The organism is Oleiphilus sp. HI0123, assembly GCF_001635315.1.
The window spans coordinates 1-1,368 of the sequence record NZ_LWGE01001443.1; the positions used below are offsets into that span (position 1 = coordinate 1).

The 1,368-nt window shown below is 48.1% G+C and carries 2 protein-coding genes; both read left to right on the forward strand.

The window, feature by feature from the left end; all coding sequences use genetic code 11:
- Window positions 1-611 (forward strand): Hsp70 family protein (locus tag A3761_RS18725; RefSeq protein WP_156491948.1); only part of this gene is annotated, 611 nt, incomplete at its 5' end.
- Window positions 612-869: 258 nt separating this feature from the next.
- A partial coding sequence (locus tag A3761_RS18730; RefSeq protein WP_156491949.1) for a DnaJ domain-containing protein occupies window positions 870-1,368 on the forward strand: 499 nt, incomplete at its 3' end.

The following is a 1,368-nucleotide window of genomic DNA, read 5'->3' on the forward strand; positions in this document are numbered from 1 at the left end:
AGCGTAAGCAAGCGGCTCAGAACAAATCTTTGGGACGTTTCGACTTGTCAGATATTCCTGCGGGCCCTCGTGGTATGCCTCAGATCGAAGTGACTTTTGACATCGATGCAAACGGTATCTTGAACGTATCGGCGAAAGACAAGGCGACAGGTAAAGAGCAGTCTATCGTGATTAAAGCTTCTTCTGGTCTATCTGATGATGAAGTCGAGCAAATGGTAAATGATGCAGAAGCAAATGCTGATGCCGATCGCCAGTTCGAAGGGCTAGTGACTGCGCGTAACCAAGGTGATGCGATTGTTCATGCGACTAAGAAGACTCTAGAAGAAGCTGGTGATAAGGCGACTGAAGAAGAGAAAACTGCGATTGAAGCTGCGATTACTGACCTTGAAGAAGCGCTTAAGGGTGATGATAAGGCAGATATCGAAGCGAAGACTCAGGCATTGACTGAAGCTTCATCAGGTTTGGCTCAAAAGATGTATGCTGAGCAAGCAGCAGCGGGCGCAGGCCCAGAAGCAGCAGCGCAAGGCGGTGCAGCAGAAGAGCCAGCTGGCGCAGCGGACGACAATGTGGTTGACGCTGAGTTTGAAGAAGTTAAAGACGACAAGAAGTAAGTTGTCGATAGGAGGGCGTAGCCCCTCCTGTTCTGAGACTTAAATAGCGTAATTTTTGAATCTTCTGGTTTGAAAGCTTACGTTTGAACGCGGAAGCATCGCCTTCCGCGTTTGCATATCTTCAGGTTTATTTTGCTAGGTCAGTTTGTATTAATGCGCAATAGAGCTATTGAGAGCTGCGCTAGCAAAATGATTCATCCTTCGGCAGAGGTCGGGGAAGAGTTTTATTTACGGTTTTATTGAATACGGTTGTTGCATATGTCGAAACGAGATTATTACGAAGTTCTGGGTATTGAACGCTCAGCTGATGCGAAGGAAGTTAAGAAGGCCTACAGACGCTTGGCGATGAAGTACCACCCGGACCGCAACCCGGATGATGCTCAAGCAGAAGAAAAGTTTAAAGAAGCAACTGAGGCTTATGAGATCCTTTCTGATGAGCAGAAGCGTGGCGCTTATGATCAGTATGGTCACGCAGGTGTTGACCCGCAAGCTGGTGGCGGTGGCTTTAGTGGTGGTAATGGTAACTTTAGCGATATTTTTGGTGATGTTTTCGGTGATATTTTCGGTGGCGGCGGAGGTGGCGGTGGCCGCCAGCGTAGCGCTCGTGGTGCTGATTTACGTTATACCCTCGACTTGGACTTGGAAGATGCCGTTAAGGGTACAACAGTAAAAATTCGCGTACCAACTCATGTGACCTGTAAGCCTTGTAATGGCTCGGGTGCTGCAAAAGGTTCTAAGCCTGAGCATTGTGGTACTT